At 33.3% G+C, this 24,017-nt stretch carries 17 protein-coding genes; 4 read left to right on the top strand and 13 right to left on the bottom strand.

The genetic code is table 11. The features are described from left to right. Positions 1-215 precede the first annotated feature (215 nt). Together ACP3TL_RS14200 and ACP3TL_RS14195 are read left to right on the top strand one after the other, a co-directional pair. The gene (locus tag ACP3TL_RS14200; RefSeq protein ID WP_069833230.1) at positions 216-1,061 is read left to right on the top strand and encodes an HAD hydrolase-like protein; all 846 of its coding nucleotides are present in this window, start codon (positions 216-218) and stop codon (positions 1,059-1,061) included. Between the two features lie 4 nt (positions 1,062-1,065). Continuing rightward, complete coding sequence (locus ACP3TL_RS14195; RefSeq protein WP_069833229.1) at positions 1,066-2,790, top strand: glycoside hydrolase family 3 protein; 1,725 nt, start codon at positions 1,066-1,068, stop codon at positions 2,788-2,790. A 444-nt stretch (positions 2,791-3,234) separates the two neighbouring features. Here ACP3TL_RS14195 and uidA read toward each other — a convergent pair whose 3' ends face one another. From uidA to ACP3TL_RS14150, 9 genes are all read right to left on the bottom strand, one after another. After that, positions 3,235-5,028, bottom strand: a complete 1,794-nt coding sequence (uidA, locus tag ACP3TL_RS14190) for a beta-glucuronidase (RefSeq protein ID WP_069833228.1) — start codon at positions 5,026-5,028, stop codon at positions 3,235-3,237. 43 nt (positions 5,029-5,071) lie between these two features. Then, positions 5,072-6,475 (bottom strand): MFS transporter, encoded by a 1,404-nt coding sequence (locus tag ACP3TL_RS14185; RefSeq protein ID WP_069833227.1) that lies wholly within the window; start codon positions 6,473-6,475, stop codon positions 5,072-5,074. A 529-nt stretch (positions 6,476-7,004) separates the two neighbouring features. Beyond that, complete coding sequence (locus ACP3TL_RS14180; protein WP_069833226.1) at positions 7,005-8,219, bottom strand: helix-turn-helix domain-containing protein; 1,215 nt, start codon at positions 8,217-8,219, stop codon at positions 7,005-7,007. 186 nt (positions 8,220-8,405) lie between these two features. Beyond that, a complete protein-coding gene (locus ACP3TL_RS14175) occupies positions 8,406-9,485 on the bottom strand; it encodes a YkvI family membrane protein (protein WP_285325718.1) in 1,080 nt (359 codons plus the stop codon). A gap of 563 nt (positions 9,486-10,048) precedes the next feature. Further along, on the bottom strand, positions 10,049-11,407 hold the full coding sequence (locus ACP3TL_RS14170) for a gluconate:H+ symporter (RefSeq protein ID WP_069817111.1): 1,359 nt from the start codon (positions 11,405-11,407) through the stop codon (positions 10,049-10,051). A 184-nt stretch (positions 11,408-11,591) separates the two neighbouring features. Beyond that, the gene (gntK, locus tag ACP3TL_RS14165) at positions 11,592-13,142 is read right to left on the bottom strand and encodes a gluconokinase (RefSeq protein WP_069817113.1); all 1,551 of its coding nucleotides are present in this window, start codon (positions 13,140-13,142) and stop codon (positions 11,592-11,594) included. A 35-nt stretch (positions 13,143-13,177) separates the two neighbouring features. Beyond that, on the bottom strand, positions 13,178-13,858 hold the full coding sequence (locus ACP3TL_RS14160; protein ID WP_069817213.1) for a GntR family transcriptional regulator: 681 nt from the start codon (positions 13,856-13,858) through the stop codon (positions 13,178-13,180). Positions 13,859-14,120: 262 nt separating this feature from the next. Continuing rightward, the gene (locus ACP3TL_RS14155) at positions 14,121-14,816 is read right to left on the bottom strand and encodes a GTP pyrophosphokinase (RefSeq protein ID WP_069833225.1); all 696 of its coding nucleotides are present in this window, start codon (positions 14,814-14,816) and stop codon (positions 14,121-14,123) included. 229 nt (positions 14,817-15,045) lie between these two features. Next, positions 15,046-15,459, bottom strand: coding sequence for a DUF2188 domain-containing protein (locus ACP3TL_RS14150; RefSeq protein ID WP_069833224.1), 414 nt, complete (start codon positions 15,457-15,459; stop codon positions 15,046-15,048). 194 nt (positions 15,460-15,653) lie between these two features. Between ACP3TL_RS14150 and ACP3TL_RS14145 the strand changes: the two genes are divergently transcribed. Together ACP3TL_RS14145 and ACP3TL_RS14140 are read left to right on the top strand one after the other, a co-directional pair. After that, positions 15,654-16,826, top strand: a complete 1,173-nt coding sequence (locus ACP3TL_RS14145) for a hypothetical protein (protein WP_069833223.1) — start codon at positions 15,654-15,656, stop codon at positions 16,824-16,826. Beyond that, on the top strand, positions 16,816-18,045 hold the full coding sequence (locus ACP3TL_RS14140) for a tripartite tricarboxylate transporter TctB family protein (protein WP_069833222.1): 1,230 nt from the start codon (positions 16,816-16,818) through the stop codon (positions 18,043-18,045). Before ACP3TL_RS14145 ends, ACP3TL_RS14140 begins: the two co-directional genes overlap by 11 nt. Before the next feature lie 128 nt (positions 18,046-18,173). Here the strand turns inward: ACP3TL_RS14140 and ACP3TL_RS14135 are convergent, their stop codons facing one another. The 4 genes from ACP3TL_RS14135 to putP all read right to left on the bottom strand — a co-directional run bounded on the left by ACP3TL_RS14135 (position 18,174) and on the right by putP (position 23,685). Continuing rightward, complete coding sequence (locus ACP3TL_RS14135) at positions 18,174-20,090, bottom strand: FUSC family protein (protein ID WP_285325719.1); 1,917 nt, start codon at positions 20,088-20,090, stop codon at positions 18,174-18,176. A gap of 565 nt (positions 20,091-20,655) precedes the next feature. Beyond that, complete coding sequence (gene budA / locus ACP3TL_RS14130; RefSeq protein WP_069833221.1) at positions 20,656-21,354, bottom strand: acetolactate decarboxylase; 699 nt, start codon at positions 21,352-21,354, stop codon at positions 20,656-20,658. Positions 21,355-21,556: 202 nt separating this feature from the next. Continuing rightward, the gene (locus ACP3TL_RS14125) at positions 21,557-21,841 is read right to left on the bottom strand and encodes a putative quinol monooxygenase (protein WP_069817122.1); all 285 of its coding nucleotides are present in this window, start codon (positions 21,839-21,841) and stop codon (positions 21,557-21,559) included. Positions 21,842-22,134: 293 nt separating this feature from the next. Further along, on the bottom strand, positions 22,135-23,685 hold the full coding sequence (gene putP, locus ACP3TL_RS14120; RefSeq protein ID WP_069833220.1) for a sodium/proline symporter PutP: 1,551 nt from the start codon (positions 23,683-23,685) through the stop codon (positions 22,135-22,137). Between the last annotated feature and the right edge of the window lie 332 nt (positions 23,686-24,017).

Here is a 24,017-nt window from a genome sequence, read left to right as displayed (position 1 = left end):
TATTAAAATTTCACTTCAAACTGAATAATTTGTGAATCTTATCACATTATTTCGTGAAATAATGTGGTATTTTTGCTTTGAGCGTGATAATTTTAATAGTGTAATGTAAGCGCTTTATAAATATTCCCTACGCTTAGACTAACAATGCTTTAACTATTTATTCGTAATGTTTAGATAGTTATAAATAAAAAATATTTTTGAAAGGAGCATTTAATATGATCGAAACTTTATCACAATATCAACCTAAGTTTAAGAAATTGATTTGTGTTGATTCAGATGGTTGTGCCATCGATTCAATGACAATTAAACACGAACGTGCTTTTGGCCCTGCGCTTATAGATGAATGGCAACTTGATGATATCAAAGAAGACGTGTTAGAGCGTTGGAATGCTTTTAATTTATACGAAATTACAAGAGGTATCAATCGTTTTAAAGGCCTTGAAAAAATGTTGAGCGAACTTGTAGCAAAAGGATTAAACATTGAAGGTTATGAAGATATAAAGCATTGGGTCCAAACAACAGCATCTTTTTCCAATCCGGCTCTAGAACAAGCAATTCAAGCCTCTCCTGAAAAGTTAGGTTTACAAAAAGCACTGTCGTGGTCACACAGTGTAAATGATCACATCAAAAACTTACCTAGTATTGGTCCTTTCGACCATGTACAACGTACGTTGAAAAATGCCTCAACGTTTGCAGATATTGCAATCGTATCTTCCGCAAATTTATCCGCAGTTGCTTATGAATGGGAAACATATCACCTTACACCCTATTTAAGTGGCATGTTTGCTCAAGAAGCTGGTACTAAAGAATACTGTTTAGAACAATTGAAACAATTTTACAATACCGAAGATATCATCATGTTAGGTGATGCTAAAGGTGACATGGATGCTGCTCAATCGCATGATCTTTATTTCTATCCTATTTTAGCAGGACATGAAAATCAATCATGGTTAGATTTTGATAATAAATATTTAAAATTATTTAAAGAAGGTCGATTCAATCAAGACATTCAATCATCCTTAACTACAATATTTTATAATAATTTCGAAGGAGAGAACTAAGTTTATGGCAAAAGTAAATTTAAAAGCAACACCTTATAATTTAGATGATGAACAAATTTCATGGGTAGAACGTACACTAGGAAATTTATCAGACGAAGAAAAAATTGGACAACTCTTTTTTAATTTATTTTCTTTAGAAGGCGGTAAGAAGTTTCATGATGCTGACTTAACAAATAAAGAAGTCTTAGAACGTTTCCACATTGGTGGCGCACGTTATGAAGGTGGGAATAAAGAAGATGTACAAAATTTACTCAATGATTTACAAAAACACGCAAAAGTTCCAGTCTTAGTAGCCGCAAACTGTGATTCAGGTGGTAACGGGGCTTGTAAAGATGGCACCTACATCGCAAGTGCTGCACAATGTGAAGCAGCACAAGACACAAAAGTCGCTTATAATGCTGGCCTCGTATCAGCACGTGAATCTTCAGCTTTAGGCGTACATATTAATTTCGATCCATGTGTAGATATTTTGAAAAATTGGAGAAATACAATAGTGAACACACGTGCATACGGGACAGATGCAGAAACAGTTATAAAATATTCTAGCGCTTTTATAGATGGTTTTAATTCTGAACGCGATATGATTACTTGTATCAAGCACTTCCCAGGAGATGGTACTGAGGAACGTGACCAACATCTCGTACTTGGTGTGAATGAATTATCAACACAAGAATGGGATGATAGTTTCGGCAAAGTTTATCAACATCATATCGATCGTGGCGTTCAAATGATTATGGCAGGTCATATTGCACAACCCGCTTATTCTAAAAAATTAAATCCATCGCTTGAAGATAAAGATATCTTACCTGCTACACTCGCACCCGAATTAATTACAGGCTTATTAAAAGAAGACTTAAACTTCAATGGATTAGTTGTTACGGATGCTAGCCATATGTTAGGTATGACCGCTGCAATGCGTCGTGAAGACTATGTGCCACAAGCTATTGCTGCCGGCTGTGATATGTTCTTATTCTTCAATGATTCAGAAGAAGATTATCAATTTATGTTAAATGGTTATAACAAAGGTATTATCACTGAGGAGCGTTTAAATGATGCAGTACGTCGCATTTTAGGACTTAAAGCTCAAATGAATTTGCATAAACAACAAGCAGAGGATACGCTGATCCGCTCACAAGAAGATTTAGCTATTATTGGTTGTGATGAACATTTAGCAATGCGTGCTGAAGCTGCTGATTTAGGTATCACTTTAGTTAAAAACACTTTAGATCAATTACCGATTCGACCTGAAACGCATAAGAATATTCAGTTATATATTATCGAAGGTGAAAAAGATGGTATCTATAAATCTTCAAACAATGTAGAAGAAGATATTATTCAAGAATTAGAATCACGCGGTTTCCATGTGACATTGAACGATGGCTCTACACGAGTTAAAGGCAAAACGCTAGACTATCGTGAAAAAGTGGATGCAGCACTTGTCTTTGCAAACATTATTGGTTACGCTGCTGAAAATAATTACCGTATTAAATGGGGTACTGCCATGAGTAATGAAATTCCTTGGTATGTACATGAAGTCCCAACAGTATTTGTCTCTTTAAACTTCACAACGCATTTACACGATGCAACAATGGTCAAAGCTTATATTAACGCATATCATTCGAACCCAGAAACAATCAAACAAACAGTAGACAAAATCATGGGTGAAAGTGAATTCAAAGGTACGCATAACGACTTAGTTTGGACAGATAAATGGCAAGCAAAATTATAATAATAAGTAAGTTTTATATATTAGATTGTTGAAATATTTTTAAGAACATAAATACTTATCAACGACTAAAAGGGATTTTCCAATTACGGAAAATCCCTTTTATATTTGTCGACAAAGTCTCACGATTTTGTTGGCATTTTTTGTGCACGCTTTCTATGAGTACAGCCTCAGCCTTGTACGCTTCGGCTAGTACTTTATTAACTCATCAGGAGTCGGACCAAATCACTGCCACTTTTCAAACAAAAATAATACATAAATTAAGCAATGGTGGTGTAATATTAACTAAACTAATAGTTAATATATATCAAATGAAGTGATTTTTATATCGGAATTCGTTCATAATAATCACTTATTACGTAAAGTCGTTAGCAAAACACCCCCCCTACGGATGCATCGTCCATCGTAGAGGGTTCTAAGTTTAAACTTCATTATGAATCCTATGTGTTAATTTTTATATCCAAAGTCTGGAATGTTGTCCCAACGTTTTTTGAAATAATGTGCGACTGCTTTCGGTCTTCTCTCACGTGTGAAGATACCTTTTTTATTTCCTTGCACTCTAATAATTCCACTGGATGTTTCAAAGTCAGCAAAGTTCCATGTTTGTTCACCTATAAACTGCGGATAGTGATCTATAACTTCATGATTGGCTTCATAATAACGTATTTGATATTCTTCCGTAAATAACTCATCATTAATTGCGTGCATCCCCGCTATTGTATCTGCGCCGTATTCTGTGAACATAATTGGCTTACCTGGTTGTCTCTCTGTCCAACCATCTAACTCTGCTTTTAATGCTTCTTTAGCTGCATCTAAATCGCCAGACTGTGTATACCAACCGTAATATCGATTTAAGCACAGCACATCAACTAAATCTTGTACTTCACATGTATCTGGTTGTGACGTGAGAATTGTCACAATCGTTACCGGTCGTTGTTGTGGATCACATGCTCTAGCTAAGTTCACTAAAGGCTCAAAGTATGCTTTAGCACCTTCTTCAGTAGACGCCGGTTCATTAGCAACAGACCACATTACTACACATGCATGGTTCTTATCACGTTCAATCAAACCTTTAATTACCGCTTCATGTGCTTCTTTTGTACCAATTTCTTTAAATGTATCTCGCGTTGTACTACCAGATAAAATAGCACTAAAGTTTAAGTGCACACCTACTGCGGTCGTCTCATCAATGATGACGATTCCTTGTTCATCTGCTAAGCGCATCATTTCTTCTGAATATGGATAATGTGACGTTCTAAATGAATTGGCACCAATCCATTTCATCAAATTGAAATCTAATACATTTGTAACTTCATTCATACCACGTCCACTATAATAAGCATCTTCATGTTTACCAAAGCCTTTAAAGTAAAATGGCTCTCCATTAATTAAAAATTGTCCATCTGTTACTTCTACAGAACGAATACCGAAACGCTCCGCATACATATCAATGACTTGGTCATTATCTAACAATGTCACTTCTAGATGATATAAATAGGCATTTAAGGGTTGCCATAGATGAGGATGCTCTACTTCTATCATTCCTTCTGCACCTGATGTTTCAGCAACAATATTATCTTCTTCGTCTCGCAACTTAACTGCTATTGTAGGCACTGATTCATTCGTTGTGACTTTATATTTTATATTAGCTCGATCTGTTAATACTTCTGGTACAATTTCAATATCTTGTATAAATACTTTAGGCGTCGTATATATTTTTACAGGTCTATGCAATCCTGCGTAATTAAAGAAGTCAAAGTTTGGTGAATTTTTCTTAATTATTTTACCATCTTTACCAATCGTTTCACTGTATTCACCAACTGGCAAAGTGGTTTCATCTAAAATATTATTCACGCAAACTGTTAAACGATGTTGACCAGAACCAAATTTCGAATCGATGTCAACTTCAAATGGTAAGAAACCACCTTGATGTGATGTTACTTCTTTACCATCTATATATACAGTTGCTTTATGTGTTGCGGAACCAAATCTTAATACAATACGTTCGTTTCTCAACACGTTAGGTATTGTAAATGTTCTTTCATACCAAACATTGCCTACATGATTACGAATATCTGAAGTAACACCTTGGTCATTATATGATCCTGGCACTGCCATAACTAATTCCGTATTTAATGGTCGTGTCACATCAATTTGATCATCTACACCTTCTAATTTAAAGTCCCAGATACCATTTAAATCAATGATACTTCTATGTTCGTTTATCACTGGATATAACATGATTTAACTCCTTCCATAACAGTTCAATTATATTAGAAATGTATTATAATTCTTCTCTAAGTGCTAATTCTTTAACAATTTGTTTATGTCTATGGTCAGTTAATGGATACGCAAAGAAGAACAATATCACTGCAATTAAACAAAGTGATGCAGGTACAATAAAGAATAATACTTTTAATCCTGCCATTGTCTCAGCTGATTGGGCTGCTTGTGGTACATAACCAATAAGCGTTAAAGCTAAACCTGGTAGGAAACCAGCTAACCCTTGTGATATTTTTCTAGTGAAACTGTAACTCGCATAAATAATACCTTCTGATCTAATACCTGATTGCCATTGGCCATATTCTACAACGTCTGCAATAAATGCCCATGTCACTGTATTAGGAATAACTAAGAATAATTGTGCAAGGGTATTAACAATTAAAAATAACATCACATTATCTGAGAAGAACATAAAGTTAATAAATTGGAATACAACGAATCCAGATACACCGATAACTGCTGTCATTTTCTTACCAACTCTTTTACTTAAAAATGTAGTTAAGAATAATGCCGGTACTAACACAATGATGTTTAATGTACTCACCACGCCAACTAAGTTAGCTTCACCTAAAACATATTGGAAGTAATATAGTTGCGATGATTGTTGTAGGAATAATGCTGTAATCGTTAATAATGTATATAATGCTAAAATGATAAATGGTCTATTTTTCAATAAATTAAAAAATGCTTTACGACCAATACCTTTTTCTTTTGGTCTTTCTACTGTATGACGTTCCTTAACGCCTTTGTAACACAACATATGGAACGTTACACCAAAGATTGCAAGTATACCTACTACAACTGGATAACCCAATTCATGACTTGGAAATAGACTAACTAATGGGATAACTACGATTCCCGAAATAAACATAGCCCCTTGTGAACCTAAGTTACGGAACACTGATAATTGCGTACGATCATCTGCATTAATTGTCATAGATGCTGATAATGAACCATATGGAATATTCACAAATGAATATGCTGCGTTAAATAACAAGTATGTTCCAAATGCCCATATTATTTTCCCAGTTTGGCTAATATCTGGCGACATAAAGGTTAAAACTGTGAGTAAGGCGAGCGGTATCGTACCGTACAAAATAAAAGGCTTGAATTTACCACGTTTAGCAAAGTTCCTTTGATTATCTACTAAAGTCCCCACTCCAGTATCTACAAAGGCATCAAAGAACTTCGCAACAAGAAAAACAGCTCCCGCAACTACTGACGGTATGCCTAAAATATCTGTATAGAATAACAATAAGTAAATTTGTCCCATATCAAACATTAAGCCATTACCTAAATCTCCAAATCCATATGCAAGTTTTTCTTTGAATTTTAATCTTGGTGATTGAATTTCTTTAAAACTCTTTAACTTACTATTTGCCGGTTTTAATTTTGCTGTAACCATGCTGATAACCTCTTTCCACTATAGAAACGTTCCTGACTACACTTTAGTGTTTAATCGTTTCTTAGTATGTATTAGTGATTGTTACAATCAATCGATAATAAGACACACAATGATGTAAGCGTTTTCTTATATCGTTAAAAATTTTTATCCCCATAAATTAAACTGTTTTTGAAGTCGATAGTGACATATCGCTCACCCTTATTTATAGGAATCTTAACTTTATTATATTTTTAAATACAGAACAGTCAACATTAAAATAACAACGTTGTTATAAAATGAATTTCACTTAATTAATACATCGTAAGTGTAGGTGATTCACAAACTCTATAACTACAGCTTCTTTTTGACATATAAACTCAGCTGTTCTTTTTGGTTTGCCTGCAATTCATTTTTTAAATATATGTTGTAAACTTGTACGTTAAACAATGATTTTACATCATAATTATCATTTTATTGATATTTTTAATAATATATTCACTAAAAATGAAAGATTTAAAGCCTTTTTTCTAATTTTCTATACTTCATTATCCTAATAAAACTCTTTATGTTTTGTTCGATAATTTAATGGTGTTGTTCCGTATTGCTTTTTAAAACACTGTGTAAAATAACTTTGTTCTTTGAAACCTACATAATTGGCAACTTCAGCGACCGTCATTTTAGTTCTTGCAATAAGATCACGTCCCTTTTTAACTCTTGATTCAATGATGTATTGTGAGATAGATTTATGAATTTCCTTATTAAATATTTTGGACAAATAACTTGGTGCCAAACCAACATATGAGGCGAGTTCATCTAATAACAATGCACTATCTAAGTTTCTTTCAATATATTGAATTACCTTACTTACTTTTGGACTATAAGCATTCGCTTTTACCTTCATCGCTCTATCTGTATATGATTTAACAATTGAATGGGTAATTTCATCTAAAGTTTCTATGTCCATTGTTTGATCTATCAACGCCGCATACTTTGCAGATATTTCATCAATATGAATCAAACTTACACCCGCTTTTTCACCGGCTTTACGGCATAACGTATTAATCAAATATGCCTTATATTGTTCATTTGAAATATCATCCCTTACACGTCGTAAGCCTGCCACTGATAAATTCATTGCATTAAGAATTGATAAAGCCTCATTAGCATTGCCATTTTCAACTGCAGTAAGTAGCTGATTCTCTAAATTATAACGATACTCTATTTCTTTTAACGTATAATCCATTTGCGCTTTAGATTCTGCTAAATCTTCTGTATTTGAATGAAAACTAAAATCAATTTTTACAGTTTCATAATTTATATTTCTTTTTTTCAAGAATCGAACTGCTAAACGACACATTTTTTGTGCTTTAACTTGATGACATAAAGGTATAGTCAGCAAATATTGCTTCAATATAGATAGTTTAGATATTTTAATATCTAAACTCTGGAGCAACTCATTACAACGACGTTCATTAGGCCGCTTCTCCATATATGGACCAACAATATAAATTTGTTTGTACTTTTTAAATTTGAATATTAAAAAGTTCACACCAAAACGATTCGTATAATGATAAATTTTATTGCTGTGCATTTGCACAATAAAATGTTTCAATTCATTTTTGAACTGCTTGCGTGCAGTATTTGTAAACGGCGTCTTGATATGATTAATCACCCCATTCATATCACTCATATCATATCCTTCTAGCCGAATTCCCAATAATTGTAGTGCATGCATCTGTAAAATCTCTAGCGTTTCCTCATTCATAAAAAAACACCCCATTCCTTATATTTTTATTATATCTAAAAATAAGGAGTGAGGTGTGAAATTTATATTAAATTTCTTTGAACTTATCAAATAATTCTATAACTAGTTCATTTTTTATTATCAAAAAAATTCATTAAAATATTAATTCAAACTGGATAAACGACTATTTACGTTATACTCTCGTGCTTATTTATGTGAATTTTTCTTACCAAATTTGAGTTTAAATGGTGCATAGAATAATACAAATATTAGTACAAGTCCTAAATAACCAATTAATGGATAGAAAATTGCTACTAAATCTGTAAAACCTACGAAACTCAAGCATAAACCAACCATAACTGTAACTGTATAGAAAAGTTTAAATCGTTTCGTATCTACTACCGTAAAACGAGTTGCAAATGCATAGAACATACCTAAACCAGTATTGAAAATCATACCGAAAATGACAAAAGCCATAACGACGCCGAGTATAGGTGAAATATGATTTACGATACCTAACATTGGCATCTCCATTTCGCCAACAATATCGATTTGTGTAAAGATAGCTAAATGACTTAGTACAATCATAACACCTAATGCGAGTCCACCGAATAAACCACCTAATGCTGCAACTTTTGTATTTTTCTCGGAACCACCCATAACAATTGCCATAGAAGCACCAACTGCTGTATTAAATGATGCATAGTTTACACCTGCTATAAACCAGTTAGGTAATGTTGATGGTTTCGCATCCGACATTGTATTAAGTTGTGAAAATGATGTATCTGTTGTCATAAAACTATAAACTGAAATTATTATAATGAATATAATTAAAAATGGAGTAATATTCCCAATAACTTTAACAACGCCTTCTACTTTCATCATACCCGCAAGTAAAATAAGTATTGTCATAAGGATAGTACCTACAATTGAAGGTAATCCAAATTGTTGATTAAGGTTTGATCCAGCTCCTGCAATCATAACGACACCTACACCAAAGAGTGTAAAGATAATGACTAAATCAATAATCCATCCTAAAATTTTACCGAATATAGATTTCCCTGTGATATTATGTATAACTTCTTTATGAGAATCTGTCTTAGATTTACTTCCTAACCAAACAAGCATCATACCCACATAAGCAAATAATGCTGTAGTAATGATAGCGCCAAATGTCCCCATAATGCCAAAGCTCGTGAAGTATTGGAGTACTTCTTGCCCTGATGCAAATCCGGCTCCTACAATGACACCGATAAACGCGCTTGCGATCAGTAATATTCTTTTCATAATTAAGCCCCCTATTTTACTTACTATAAATGAGTTGTGTATAATTTCAATACTCGTATATTTGTGTAACATCAATAACTCATATTTCAATCACTCTAAAAGGTTGAAATAGGCGTTTTGACACCGTTAAAAATTTGATATTGATTCTATTTTATCATTTTAAAGCAATTTAATGTTGTTCTTCTCAATGACAACTATATTTAAGTAACGTAAAATCACAACAAAAATTTAAAAATTCATAATAAATTAAATAAAATGACTCTTAACTATTAAGGGATCCTTTATTGAGATTATCTTTGTTCATCAAATTTATTTTTTAATTTTAATAGATATTAAGTTAATCTTTTTTCGCTTTTTCAGTTATATTTTTTATATGTGTTTACTTTTATATGAGTTCAATCATGAGATTATGTTAATTTAAAACGGCAATTATTTGGGCCGACTCCTGAATCGTTAATAAAGCACTAGCCGAAGACTACAAGCTGAGGCTGTGCCCGCAAAAAGCGCGCACAAAAAAATGCCAACAAAGTCGTTAGACTTTGTCGACAGATTGTCTTTCTATTTTATACAAACATATTAAGTATAAGTATGAAGATTAAACCAGATACTGAAATCACAGTTTCAAGTAATGACCACGTTAAGAAAGTCTCTTTAACAGTCAAACCGAAATATTCTTTGAACATCCAGAAACCTGCATCATTAACGTGAGATAAAATAACACTACCCGCACCTATGGCAAGAACAACGAGCGCAACGTTAACATCTGATACTTGTAACAATGGTAAGACGATACCTGTAGATGATATTGCTGCTACTGTTGATGAACCTAGTGCAATACGAAGTACTGCAGCAACAAGCCATGCTAAGAATATCGGCGACATTTCTGTACCTTCAAATAATGTAGCAATCGTATCTCCAACGCCACCTTCAATTAACACTTCTTTGAAAGTGCCGCCACCACCAATAATTAAGATCATCATCCCAATTGGATAAATTGCATTAGATACTGAATCCATGATTTCTGAGTTTTTGCGTCCTTGTTTTATACCCATAGTAAAGATTGCAAACAATACCGCGATAAGCATTGCCGTAGCTGCAGTACCAATAAAGTAAATAAATGATTCAAAGCCATTTGTAGCTTCTTCATGTCCTGTAATTAATTGTACAATTGTTGATAATAACATCAAAATAACAGGGGAAATCGCAGTTAATAAACTGACTCCGAATCCAGGCATTTCTTCTTCTGAAAATTCTTTTTGTGCACCTAAGGCTGATATATCACCTTCACGTGTATAAGCTGTTGGTGCAATTTTTTGAGCAATTTTATTAAACAATGGTCCAGCTATAATTGTAACTGGAACTGCAATAATCATACCGTAAAGTAATACATGACCTAGGTTTGCGTCTAATTCTTTAGCTATAACCACTGGTCCTGGATGTGGTGGTAAAAATCCGTGTGTTACAGATAAAGCCACAACCATTGGAAAACCTAATTTCAATTGTGAAACATTTGCACGTTTTGCAATCGTAAATACTAAAGGAATCAATAATACTAAACCTACTTCAAAGAATAAGGCAATACCTACAATAAACGCAGCTACAAGCATTGCCCATTGTACATGTTTAGGTCCGAACTTATCGATGAGCGTGTCGGCAATACGTGTCGCACCCCCACCATCAGAGAGTAGTTTCCCTAATATAGCACCTAATCCGAAGATCAATGCAATATGTCCTAGTGTACTTCCCATACCATTTTCTACTGTTTCAATGATTTTATCTAAAGGCATACCTAGTAAAATTGCTGTCACAATTGATGTGATAATTAATGAAATAAATGTGTTTAATTTCAAGAAAATAATAAGTGATAATAATACGATAATTCCTATTACCACCGTAATCAATGGCCAAATTGTTTCAAACATCATCGTTCTCCCCTTTCAAATTAAAGATTGAATTAGAACTTAACAGACATATAACTAATCAATCGTGGTAACGCTTTCTTTCATAATTAAAATTTTAAAGAGCATGTGACAAGTTTTTCGTAACGTGAGTGTCGCTTGTTTACTTGTCACTTTTCTCTTTAAAGGTTATATCTATATCGTTTTGCTATGGTTTGTCCTCTGTCATATGTTCACGTTGAAATGTTGCAATTTCTGCGTAGCGATCCTCTAATGAACGACTTAAGTTGATAAATATGGAAACGAGTTGTTGATACACTTTCACATTATCTTGGTTTGGTTTATGTTCGTTTGTAGTACCGACCATCTCTTCGATAATAGAAAAATCATCAATTTCCCCAAGTGCTTTCATTCCTAATACACATGCACCCAAACAAGAACTTTCATAACTTTCAGGTACAATTAAATTCGTATCAAAAATATCTGCCATCATTTGGCGCCACACTTCACTTTTTGCAAAACCGCCTGTTGCTTTAATTGTCGATGGTGTTTCATTCATCACTTCGATTAGCGCAAGGTATACGGTGTAAAGATTATAAAGTACACCTTCTAACGCAGCACGAATCATATGTTCTTTTTTGTGTGTTAGTGTTAAACCAAAGAATGATCCTCTAGCATCTGCATTCCATAATGGTGCACGCTCACCAGCGAGATATGGATGGAAAATCAACCCTTCTGCACCTGGTTTAACTCGATTAGCAATTTTAGTTAACACATCATATGGATCGACGCCTAAACGTTTTGCAGTCTCTACTTCACTAGCTAATAATTCATCGCGAAGCCAACGTAATACAACACCACCATTGTTCACAGGACCACCTATAACATAATGGTCTTCAGTTAACACATAACAAAAAATACGTCCTTTGTAATCTGTACGTGGTTTATCTATCACTGTTCTTATCGCTCCTGATGTTCCTATCGTCACAGCGACTTCACCTTTTTTAAATGCATTCACACCTAAATTGGAAAGTACCCCGTCACTCGCACCAACCACAATTGGTGTATTTTCATCTATGCCCATTAATGTTGCATAACGATGTTTCATACCTTTTAAAATGTGCGTTGTTGGTACAACCTCTGGCAATTGTGTTTCTTCAATACCTAACAATTCGAGCGCTTCTTTATCCCAAGATAATGTTTCTAAGTTAAGCATTCCTGTAGATGATGCCATGGATTGATCTATAACAAATTGCTCAAATAATTGGTAGAAAATGTATGTCTTAATATCAGCAAATGTAGCAGTTTGTTTGTATATTTCTTGTTGTTCGTGCTTCATCCAGAATATTTTTGCCAATGGTGACATAGGATGGATTGGTGTGCCGGTTCTTTGATATATTTCATTACCATTATGTTCATTTTTAATCAGTTCAGCGTATTGGCTTGCACGATTATCTGCCCAAGTTAAATTTTCAGTTAAGCGTTGATTACTTGCATCCATTGCTATTAAACTGTGCATTTGTGCACTAAAGGAGATTAATTTGAGATCCTCTTTAGCGATATTAGCTTCTCTCATTACATACTTAACTGTCATTAACACTGCATCAAATAGCTCGTCTGGGTTTTCTTCAGAAATTTCCACATTCGGTGTATGCAATGGATAACCGATATTGTGTTTCATTATAAATTGACCTTTTTCATCGTATAGTACTGACTTCGTACTCGTTGTGCCTATATCGACACCTATCATGTATTTCATGATTTTTCCTCCTACTTCTTTACCGGGTTAAAACATTAATTTAACCAGAAACTGTCAACATCCTCACCAACATCATCAAAGTTGAGATGGAATGCTTCTCTAAGTTTTGCAGCATCTTGCTTCGCAACCGCTTCTATAAACACTTCATGATTACGATGAATGCGCTCAAAATCTTCTGGATTCTCGCTCATGCGTGTACGCATTGACAATAGTATCAGTGCTTCCATTACCGGTCTTAAGTTATTCCAAAAAGTTTTTAAGTATTGGTGCTTTGAAGCGAGTATGGTTACTTCATGAAATTTCATATCATGTTCAGTAAATGCTTCTGCATCTTCGAATTTAACTGCCACTTTCATCATTTCTAATTGTTTACGTAATTCTTTAACAATCTGTTCATTATTCAAAGCTTTGATTCTACTAAACGCAAATGATTCCAACATTATTCTTAAATCATAAAGTTCTTTTTTCTCTGTATCATCAAAAGGCAATACTTCTGCGCCCATTCTTTCTAAATGTATCAATTGATCTTGCTTTAATAATTTAAATGCATCCCTAACTGGCGATCGACTAACATTAAATTCTTTAGCAATTTGATTCTCCGTCAATAACGTATCTGGCGTTATTGTGCCCTCAACAATTCTTAAACGAATCTCTGCAGCAATCATTTCACCTTTCGAGACACCTTCTAACCATTGTTCTGGATATTTATAATTCATGATGACATCACCTCTTTTATCAATACGATATACTTGTATACAAGTATAGTAATACACAAGTTCAGTATTTGCAAACGCTTGCAAATGATATTTTTATCTCTTTTCAACTTAAAAAACCGACATGGCAGGACTTGAACCTGGCATATCGGTTATTATATTTATTTTACTTTCATAAAAAATTTGAAGCATTAAGATGGGTGAAGCTCACGACACCCGTCCCTAGCCACAACAAATTAGAGCTTCAACTTTAATGTAGCCTTATTTAATTATCGAAGACTTCAGAATGTATATTTTGCATTTTACTTTCAACCGCTGTTATTTCGTTTGCACATTGCTTTAATACATTTCTGTGGTTCTCAGTATTTTCAGTGTTTTTATAACGTATTTTATGCTCTAAGCTTGCCCACATATCCATACCAATTGTTCTAATTTGAATTTCTACAGGCACAGTTTCTACTGAATTAGCTAAAAATACTGGAATGGCTACAACGATATGTAAACTACGATATCCATTATCTTTAGGATTTCCAATATAGTCTTTACGTTTCAAGAGCTTCACATCTTCTTGTTTGAGTAATAATTCTTCTATAACATAAATATCATCAATATAATTACATATCACTCTAATACCTGCGATATCTAGTATATTTTCTTTAGCAGACGTTGTGCTTATCTCTAATCCTTTACGATTTAACTTTTTAATTAAGCTTCTCATTTCTTTAACGCGACGTTCCATATGATGAATTGGGTTGTGTTTATACATTTGTTGAAAATTGTCATCTAAGATATCTAACTTGGTACTAATTTCCTTAAGTGCTGACGAGTATAATTGTTCCAAAGCAACAAACCCTATTACCATATCAAATGCATCTTCTTGATTATTGATATTTTCTATACTCGCTCTAAATTCTTCCTTCAAATTGTCTATATTTAACGAAGGTTTACGTTCAATATACATATTTCGTTCCTCCCAAAAATCTACTTAAACTACATTATAGCTAATTCCCATTTATTAACTAAATAAAAAGATACTTCAAATGTGATAAACTACACTTTTAAAAAATCGTTGTTTTGTTTTCAAAACTAAAATATATTTTAAAAAAGGAGTGGAACAGAAACCTCATTTTTAAATGAGATTTCGTTGTCCCACCCCGGCAAAGATGACTAGAAAACTGAATATTTGAATGCTATTCATCTTTCTTATGTTCTCTCACTTCTGTCGATCTGTTATCAGCAATATTACGTGCACGTTTCATGGCGTCTTCTTTCTTATCAAAACTATCGGAAGCTTGCTTAGCACCCTCCGTTTTAATCTTCCACTTATTATCTTCATAATAAACGTGAACATCTTTATTATTTAATTTAGGATCCGCTGAATCATCTTTTTCATGTTTAGTTATTTTCTTGTTTTTCAATTCATCTAATTCTTTTTTAGAAGCGTCTTTATACCAAGATTCAGCTTGTTTCGTCGCAATTGGTATTGCTCTATCTTCTTTATAACCATCTTTAAGCATCGCATTTCCAATATCTATTGCTTTTTTAAGTTCTAGTTTTTCCATGTTTTTCCAACTTTGTGGGTAATCATTCATTGTCCAAGGCATTAACTTCAACCTCCTACGTTATAATTTATTCTTCGTCTTAATTATTGTTTACCACTACTAAAAAGTTACAAACAAAGTAATATACACTTTCAATTAAAAACTCAAACTTGTTAACAATGATTAATTTCCTTAACGAACGGGAATTAAAGTATGAATCTAATCATTTCATACACTATTTATAAAGGAGGGATATAATGACAAATATAACTATAGGTTTAATTCCTTCACCTGACATGCCACATAAACTTATAAACAAGATTACCGATTATCTAGCTGATGATATCCAAAAACATGTAGATGATAAAACGAATTGGGAATTTGAAACACATGTTGCTTCAATGGTTGGAACTGCTGAACATATGGATAAAGCACTAGATATCGCATCAAATATTAAAAAACAAAAGAATTGGGATTACACAATTTGTATAACTGATTTACCAAGCTTATCTAATAATAAAACTGTAATTTGTGATATAAACCTAGACGACAAAACAGCATTATTATCTGTTCCAGCATTAGGTGCTGTGAATTTAAAACGCAAGTTACGTCATTTCATAACATTTATTGTTAAATATTTTTTCACTTCAGGTTCCGATAAAAACCTTTTGAAATCAAAGTATTTTAAATTAACAAGCTTCAATGAAGTTATACCGAATGAAGATAACAAACAAGATAATAGAAAACGTATTGTTTCTAAAACATCATTTTTAGGTTGGCTTCATTTAATCATAGGCATGACTTTTTCTAATGAACCTTGGTCTGCTATTTTAGATTTCAAAAAGATTATTTCAGTATCCTTTGCAACTGGAACATATATCGCAATCTTCTCAACACCTTGGGATTTGAGCTTAGACTATGAATACTGGCGCTTTATTCTACTCATGTTATTATCTATAAGCGGCATGGTAGGGTGGTTAATATATTCATATAATTTATGGGAACGTCCGAATCCAAAGACACAAACATCGTATCGTTTCATTTACAATTTCACGACATTGACTACATTATTCGCTATTACAATTTTTAATTTTGCTGCGCTATTTATATTGCTCACAATAAGCACATTATTATTTGTACCACCAGAAATATTTTCTAGCTGGACCTCTTTGAATGAAAAACAGCCAACTTTTGTCAACTATATTAACCTTATTTGGTTTATAACTTCATTGGGTATTTTAGCTGGTGCCATGGGTTCAACAGTTGAAAATGCTGAAAAAATCAAGCGTGTAACATATTCATTCAGACAATATTATAGATATAAAGAATTAGAACAAGACGACAATAGGACTAATAGTACTAATCAAGCATCAGATTACAATAATGGCCAAAAACTGTCACACAGTGAGGAGGATTCCAATGACAAATAGAACGATTGAAATTGGATTAGTAGCGGCGCCAGGAATAACAGAAAAAATCGCTCACAATCTTGAAAATAACTTACCAGAGGTATTATCAAATTATTTTGCTAAAGATATCGAATGGAAAATCAATACAGTTGTTGATCCCCTCACCGGTTCTGCAGAAACCGCCAAAGAAATATTCGAGAAAATTGCTAACTACCAAAATAATAATAATTGGCAATATACGATAGGACTTACTGACCTCCCTATTATTAAAGATAATAATGTAATCGCTTTTGATATCAATAAAAGTAATGGTGCCAGTTTAATTTCCGTCCCTTCCTACGGTTGGCGACCAGTTCAAAAACGTATACAAAAATCTATAGTTGGAATTATTGAAACTGTAAATATGGATCATTCACAGGATTTACAAAAAAATAGTAACCACGATAAAGATAGTCAAGAAAAATTAAAATCACAATTTCCACTTTCAACTTTAAAATCACGTACAGCATATTTGGAAGATACAAATTCCAAACATACACATTATTTTGTTTCATCTAATACAAAAGGTTCTTTCCGTTTAATTAGTGGTATGACATTTGCAAACAACCCATTAAACATGCTAAGTAGCTTAAGTAATGTCGTAGCCATAGCATTCACTACTGGTGCTTTCGGTATCGTTTTTACTACGATGTGGAATTTAAGTTATGTTTATTCATCTTGGCGTATGTTACTCATGATGGTAGTCGCCATTTTTGGCATGATGTTTTGGATTATTGTAGCGCACCATTTATGGGAATCGAAAAAAGAGAGTAGAAATAAAAGAGTTACAATGTTATATAATTTGACGACAGTACTAACGCTAACTGTTTCACTTATCATTTATTATATAATATTATTCTTTTTATTCTTAATTGCTACTCTTGTAGTCTTGCCTTCAGGCTATTTAGGCCAAACTTTACAAATGGGCGGCCCCGCAACGTTAATCACTTATATAAATCTTGCTTGGTTTGCTACTTCTATATCAACAGTTGCCGGTGCAATTGGTGCTGGTTTAAACAATGAAGAACTCATATTAGAAAGTACTTATGGGTTTAGACAAAAAGAACGTTATAAAAAAATGGAAGACCAAGAAAAACAACAAGAACAGAAAAGAACTGAAGCTAAGAAAGATATTGAAGAGAAAAAACAAGAGGAAGAAAAGAAAGCAGAACAAGAAGGTGAAAATAAACAAGATCACTAAGGACAGTCTTACCTCAGACAAACCTCAGACTCCCTTTCGCACTTGAAAACTTGTTTGACACCTTAAAATAAATAAAAAACAAAGCAAGCCAACCCATGATTCCGTTCATCGTAAGGTTGGCTTGCTTTTTAAACTTGTGCTAAATTCACTTTTTGTCTTGCATTCATACAGTTATTCTGAATACTCATCAATGATGTTTTAATGTGTATATACTGAGGTAGTTCTGGTATTTCTTGGACTTTAATATGCGAACCTCTTTCAAAATGTTTTGCTATATTTTCAAAGATAAGTAAGTATTCGCCCATTGTTTCATCATCTATATGATATCTTTCTTCATTACTCAAAGCCCTTGTAAGCATAAAGCTAATTTCTTCTAGGGCATAAATACTCGGATAATAATACTGTATGACCATCTTATTACTAAACAGTTCACCGTTTGCGCTGTTATATACTTGCTTCATGTTATTGAGTTTCACACTTAACTGAAGCATTTCTTGTTTGTCTTGTTCTCGTGATGAATATTTACTACTTGCAAACAAGTAATGGAATAATACTGCCTCGTCTCTTGCAACGTCTGCAAGTGTTGCTGGTAACATGGATGACGCTGTCTTTCTGCCTATTATCAATAAACAAATAACAGCAATTGCAATACCCACAATTACATCAATCACACGTGGCAACGCAATTAAAATTGTTAAGTGGTTTGCTGCTATACCATTCAACAGGATCACTTGAATCGTTATGAAAATAACAGCGAATGAATAGTTAGCCCCCACAAACACTTCTGTCACACCTGCTGCTGCAGCTAACAAGAGAATCGCAATTGGTAACGGTGGCGTCGATAATAAAATAAGAGATAATACAAGCACACCTATAATTGTACCAACTCCCCTAGATCCAGCACGCTCAAAACTATGTAACGTTGTTGAACCTAATAGTACTGTATGTGTACTTAAAGGAATCCAATATGCTTTTTCAAAACCAAACATAAGCGCTATAAAAATTGAAATAGCCATAATAACTGTATAGCGTAATGTATTTCTAAACACAAATGAATCCAGGGTTAAATTTGTTAACATACGATGTCCATATATAGGAACACGAATATCAATCTCATGTTCTACACGTTCATCACCTGCATTCATGATTGCATCTACTTTAAATATATTATCAACGAGATTTTGATATTGGTCATCAATTTCCACTGCTTTTGTCCATTGTTTTTTAATATCACCCTCAGAGTATACAAGTTTAATTACAAAATCTGCCATTTCTTTGATTTCTTTAGGTAATGGACGTGTGTTCTTTTCATTCAGCTCTAATAATTCTGAATGAATCCCTTGCGCCGTATTATGAAGTAACAGCAAACGTTGAAATTCAGGTGATTCTTTAGATTTGGCAGTACTGGAAGTGATTAGCTGAGTATCTGAATTTCTAAAAGCAGTCACTGCGAATTGTGATGCTTTAGCAAATGCTTTCGGATCATCAAAATTATAAATAAGTTGTTTAATGATATTATAATCGTTTTTAATAGCTTTTGACTCTGCAGATTCTTTAGATATTACTATAAGGATAGTAACAATTAATGTTGCTAATAATCCTCCAACAAACATAGCAAGCCCTCTATATAAAGCTTCTTCTGGAGCTACAGGTAAGTTGAAAGGTAAACTGAAAGCAACAATAAAGAATGTCGATGAAGGTCCTGGTATATTCAATGAACTAAATATATAATACGGAATCACCGTAACAATAAGTAGTAATACACCAAAGATAAGTGGTTGGCTTACTGTGAGCGTACCTAATATCATTGCTATAGATAACCCTATCGATGAGAAAAACACGATACGTAGTTTCGATTTGGATGACCCACCAAATACATAAATATGTGCTAAAGTACCAGTAGATATTAATAATCCTGTAGAAAGATGACCCATTAAATAACCAATAACGAGTGGGGTAAACATTAATATAGCTTGTCTTAAACCTTTAGCAACATCGATTTTCATGGTATTAAATCGAACAAGTGACTTTAAATATTTAACCAATGTTGGTGTTCATCTCCTTTAATATTTTATTTTTTATTAGTTTAATACGTATGCGCCCTACAAATTGTAGTATTTAAAAAGCACATATAAAAATGGGAGAGGAAGAGAAATCAAAAATGTGAAATTTGATTTCGTATTCCCACCCCCACAAGGCTGACTAGATAAAGGAATACAAGAGCTGAGGCTCTTGCATAAGAACTACTAGCCTTCATACATGAAGCATTAGTTCTTTAAAACTTGATACAAGTGCATTTAGATATCAGACAACTACTGTGTAATCTCAATTTTACATTTACAACGTAGTATGTGTATTTATATCTCAGTCTCATTAGGTCGTAAACACATGTAGCCTATTTATCTCAGCTTACTAACAATTCAACATTTAATACAATATTTTTTATTATCGTAAAAGTTACATATGTCCAACTTAAAACATCACTCTACCATTTTAACACTTTTCTAAAAATATTTTGCCGTATTTGATTGGATAATTTCATAGCCAATTTATTATAAATCATTTCATTGTTTGTATGATGTGAAAAGTCTTTTTATAGCACTCAATGATTTATTCTGTTTCTTTAATATCTTCATGAACGCTTGAATAATCGATATCTGTTTCTAAAAATTCATCATTATTCACAGGAAAGTGTTGTTCAAGTGTTTCTATATTACTAATTTCTACAGAACCACTATTAAATTCAAAATCTAAGACATGGCCACCAAATGTTTTATTTTCATCCACAAAATGTAAATGAAATCCTCCTGCAGCGACGCCATGAAATAATTGTGGAGAATAAAATCCTACAATCGTGCCATGTACTTGTTCTTTCGTATATTCAGGTTGTTTTTTAGCTGATTCTATTAATTTTGTATAAGGTCTCTCTTGCTTCGGCATCATTCTGACATGAATCATTTCAAATTTACCAGTGATTTTGACAGCTATAAATATATTATTACTCGCTGCTTGACGTTGGATTTCATTCAACACAGCTTCAGAGTCGGTGATATATCGAACATCAAATTGCTTATCTACTTTGAAAGGGGTAACTGTAGAGAATGGTGTCATTTCGTGACCTTCTAATTGTTTGAACTCACCATATTCATTAGCATGATATGCGGTACCATCTAATATAATAACTTCACCATCAGAGCCAGTTAGTGTTCCTATACCTAAATCACCATGTTCTAAAATCTCGTTAATCGTAGCAGTACCTTCTAACAAACCTGCCATCAACGTACCTAGTGTTCCGTGTTGATACAACATTATCTCTTCTCTCCTTACTAAAACGTATTACGCACTTTTAAAAAATAGGGGTATTTTTATTATAATTGCTTCCAATATGAAATTATACACCATTGTATTACGCTACAACAGCTTAGTGTCTTAATTAATCCTAGTAAAAAGGAATAAAAAATCTAAACCCACAAGATTACGTAAGTTTAGACTCTTATTTTGAAATAGTCTTTTATTTAGTTTGAGAAACTTGAATATCTGGTTTAGTAATCAAATATTGCGTAACTTCTTTGAAAAAGTGTTGAAAGTGTTCTGTACCATTGTGCACTTCTAAAGCTTCTTCATTTTCATATTGTTCAATAAAAGCAAATGTATTAGGCTCATCAGTGCGTTCAAAGTGTGCATAATACAATGCGCCATCTTCTTTGTTAGCTGCTAATACAAGTGGTTCTACTAGTGCTAAATACTGATCACGCTTTGACGGGTCAATCTTCATTATAGCATTTACAGTAACCATCTTTTAATCCTCCTAGGAAATCATTATCTTTATTAATTACCGCAAACTCAATATCGCAAACATTGCATGCTTTATATCAATCATTCAAAAAAGTATCATTCAGTAATAAATCGAAATACATCATATTTTGAAGTCAATTTAATCAATAAAAAAGACTAACTCCCCCTTTGAAGTTAGTCTTTTATAATCTATAATTTCTCCCGCTTTAAACTAAATGGTGATTCCACAATCACTATTTAGTTTATTTGTTTAATTTTGTAGTCATAATTTAAACCCCTTATTTAAATTATGTACTATTTTTGCTTTTTAGCATCGTTAACAGTTTGACGTACATCTGCTAAATCAGCTTCAACATCAATCTCAGGTTTTTTAGTAAATTTACTTACTACAACCGTTACAATTAAACTTGTTAAGAAGCCTGGTATGATTTCATATAAATTAAAGAAATCATTGATTTCACCAAGTGGTTTAACAAACGCAATCCATATAACTACTACAATTGCCCCTGATAACATACCACTCACTGCACCAGTACGACTTAAGCCTTTCCAATATAATGACAATAGTACAAGTGGTCCAAATGCTGCACCAAAACCTGCCCATGCATTACCTACAAGACCTAAAATCGTGTCGTTTGGTGTCCAAGCAATCCAAAGTGATATAAGTGCTACAACGATTACTGATAAACGTCCCACCATAACAAATTCTTTTTGATGTTCTTTGGCTGCTTTCTCACCACGGAATAATTTATAAAAGTCTTCTGTTAATGAACTAGATGTCACTAACAATTGTGAAGAAATTGTACTCATAATTGCGGCTAAAATAGCAGCAAGTAAGAATCCACCAACAAGCGGATGGAATAAAATTTGCCCCATTAAAATGAATAGTGTTTCAGGATCTTGTATATCAGTACCACTTTGATTGATAAATGTGATACCTGTAAGACCGACGCCTACTGCACCTAATAAACTGATTGCCATCCAACCAATACCAAAACGTCTTGCTGTTGGTATTTGTTTGATTGATTTGATAGACATAAAACGTACAATAATATGCGGCTGACCAAAATAACCTAAGCCCCAAGCAAAGAATGAAATAATACCTATCGCTGTTGTACCTTTAAATAGGTCCAAGTTCGTAGGTTTTAATGCTGCTGCTTGTGATATTGTATCAAGTCCACTTAATTGCATCATAGCAACAATCGGTACCATTACCATAGCGATAATCATAACGACCCCTTGGAAAAAGTCTGTTAATGATACGGCTAAATATCCACCAAAGAATGTATATGCAATAACAATAGCTGCTACGATTATCATACCTAAGTGATAGTTCATACCAAATGCACTTTCAAATAATACCCCACCTGAAACCATTCCAGAATGAGTATAAAGCGTAAAGAATACGACAATAATTGCCCCGGCAATTATTTTAATAGAGTTAGATTTATCATCTAATCTATTTTTAAAGAAATCTGGTAGCGTTATGGCATCCCCAGCTTTCTCTGTATATACACGGAGACGCGGTGCTACAACAATATAGTTTATGTATGCCCCTATAGTTAGACCAATCGCTAACCACGCTGCTGATAGCCCAGTAGTATAAACTTCCCCAGGTAGTCCCATGATCATCCAACCACTCATGTCAGATGCACCTGCAGATAGTGCTGTTACATATGGACCAATGTTTCTGCCGCCCAACATATATTCACTGACATTGCCTGTCGATTGTTTAAAGCCATAGTAACCTATGCCTAATAAAACAATGAAATAAACAATCAGCATAATATACGTTTGCCAGTTCGGGTCTACTTGACTCTGTAATGATGCTCCCAATGTAAACATTGAACAAACTCCCTTTTATTATATGATTTTGTCACATGCATTCATTATACAAAAATTAACGGAATTTTAAACCACTTATGAGAAGTTTTTTTTGCTCTTTTTTTATTAAAAGGTCTTTATGACACTATAAATGCTGTTATACAAGCGTTTTTAACGGTTAAAATTAAAGGTGTAATTATTCTCTTTTCATGCTTATAATCACACTTTACAATTCAAAATAATGTATGTTTCCCACAACTTTTATATTAATATCATTTTAACTGTATTTGAGTAACATGTTATTTTACATTATTTTTTGTGATAATCGCCTTTTTCCGTTATATTTATTTGCT

It is taken from the genome of Staphylococcus caseorum (assembly GCF_049943195.1).
GTDB classification, from domain to species: domain Bacteria; phylum Bacillota; class Bacilli; order Staphylococcales; family Staphylococcaceae; genus Staphylococcus; species Staphylococcus equorum_A.
This window is presented reverse-complemented; position numbering and strand designations above follow the sequence as displayed.

What these genes read in the sequence shown, in the direction of transcription:
- ACP3TL_RS14140 (WP_069833222.1), top strand. Translation starts at nt 16,816, where the DNA reads ATGACAAATAGAACGATTGAAATTGGATTAGTAGCGGCGCCAGGAATA.
- putP (WP_069833220.1), bottom strand. Translation starts at nt 23,685, where the DNA reads ATGTTTACATTGGGAGCATCATTACAGAGTCAAGTAGACCCGAACTGG.
- ACP3TL_RS14145 (WP_069833223.1), top strand. Translation starts at nt 15,654, where the DNA reads ATGACAAATATAACTATAGGTTTAATTCCTTCACCTGACATGCCACAT.
- ACP3TL_RS14175 (WP_285325718.1), bottom strand. Translation starts at nt 9,485, where the DNA reads ATGAAAAGAATATTACTGATCGCAAGCGCGTTTATCGGTGTCATTGTA.
- budA (WP_069833221.1), bottom strand. Translation starts at nt 21,354, where the DNA reads ATGTTGTATCAACACGGAACACTAGGTACGTTGATGGCAGGTTTGTTA.
- ACP3TL_RS14160 (WP_069817213.1), bottom strand. Translation starts at nt 13,858, where the DNA reads ATGAATTATAAATATCCAGAACAATGGTTAGAAGGTGTCTCGAAAGGT.
- ACP3TL_RS14195 (WP_069833229.1), top strand. Translation starts at nt 1,066, where the DNA reads ATGGCAAAAGTAAATTTAAAAGCAACACCTTATAATTTAGATGATGAA.
- ACP3TL_RS14125 (WP_069817122.1), bottom strand. Translation starts at nt 21,841, where the DNA reads ATGGTTACTGTAAATGCTATAATGAAGATTGACCCGTCAAAGCGTGAT.
- ACP3TL_RS14200 (WP_069833230.1), top strand. Translation starts at nt 216, where the DNA reads ATGATCGAAACTTTATCACAATATCAACCTAAGTTTAAGAAATTGATT.
- ACP3TL_RS14150 (WP_069833224.1), bottom strand. Translation starts at nt 15,459, where the DNA reads ATGCCTTGGACAATGAATGATTACCCACAAAGTTGGAAAAACATGGAA.
- ACP3TL_RS14155 (WP_069833225.1), bottom strand. Translation starts at nt 14,816, where the DNA reads ATGTATATTGAACGTAAACCTTCGTTAAATATAGACAATTTGAAGGAA.
- ACP3TL_RS14170 (WP_069817111.1), bottom strand. Translation starts at nt 11,407, where the DNA reads ATGTTTGAAACAATTTGGCCATTGATTACGGTGGTAATAGGAATTATC.
- uidA (WP_069833228.1), bottom strand. Translation starts at nt 5,028, where the DNA reads ATGTTATATCCAGTGATAAACGAACATAGAAGTATCATTGATTTAAAT.
- ACP3TL_RS14180 (WP_069833226.1), bottom strand. Translation starts at nt 8,219, where the DNA reads ATGAATGAGGAAACGCTAGAGATTTTACAGATGCATGCACTACAATTA.
- gntK (WP_069817113.1), bottom strand. Translation starts at nt 13,142, where the DNA reads ATGAAATACATGATAGGTGTCGATATAGGCACAACGAGTACGAAGTCA.
- ACP3TL_RS14185 (WP_069833227.1), bottom strand. Translation starts at nt 6,475, where the DNA reads ATGGTTACAGCAAAATTAAAACCGGCAAATAGTAAGTTAAAGAGTTTT.